The 581-nt window shown below is 64.2% G+C and carries 2 protein-coding genes; both read right to left on the minus strand.

The annotated features are described in order from the left end of the window. The coding region (locus CXQ88_RS21455; protein WP_181037657.1) for an acylglycerol kinase family protein at positions 1 to 293 on the minus strand (293 nt) is incomplete at its 3' end. Between the two features lie 14 nt (positions 294 to 307). Then, entirely contained in the window at positions 308 to 469 is a 162-nt protein-coding gene (locus CXQ88_RS22085; protein ID WP_181037658.1) for a hypothetical protein, read from the minus strand. Between the last annotated feature and the right edge of the window lie 112 nt (positions 470 to 581).

Raw genomic sequence — 581 nt, forward strand, 5'->3', positions numbered from 1 at the left:
ACGGCGCACACGGCGTTCGGGTTGCCGCTGTGCATCACACCGTTGACCACTTCGTTATAGCCGCCGTCCCCGCTGACCGAGACAACCAGCACATCCCGGGCGCTCCGGGCAGCTTCCCTGGCCAGGTCTACGGCGTGGCCGGCGTGAGCGGTGGGCTGGAGCCGGATGTCCGCAGCGTAGGGGAGGAGGTCCGCGAGTCTGGAGCGGAGTTGCTCGGCGAGTTTAGGCGCGTCACCGGTGCTGTTGGGGTTGAAAATGATGACGATTAATTCGAAGGTCTGTGACGTGGTCATGTCAGGGCCGGTTCCTAGCTGTTTCCGGTATGGACGAGGCTTTCGAGGTCCATTTGGTGGGCGGGGGCGTCGGCTAGGCCGTCCGGTGTGAGGTCGAGGTCCTCGAGGGCGGTGGGGGTTTCTGACCCGTGCGCGGGAACGACCTCCGGGGCGCTGGTATGGCGGTTGTTCGTCATGTTCAAGGTGTTCCTTTGAGTCCTGCCGTATGGGCATGGGCTGGTGGTGAGGTTGGTGCCGCTGTTCGGTCCGGAACTGTGCCGGCAGTGCAGGGACCTTATTGGGGAGGCA

This window comes from Arthrobacter sp. ZGTC412 (genome assembly GCF_002929215.1).
Lineage (GTDB): Bacteria > Actinomycetota > Actinomycetes > Actinomycetales > Micrococcaceae > Arthrobacter.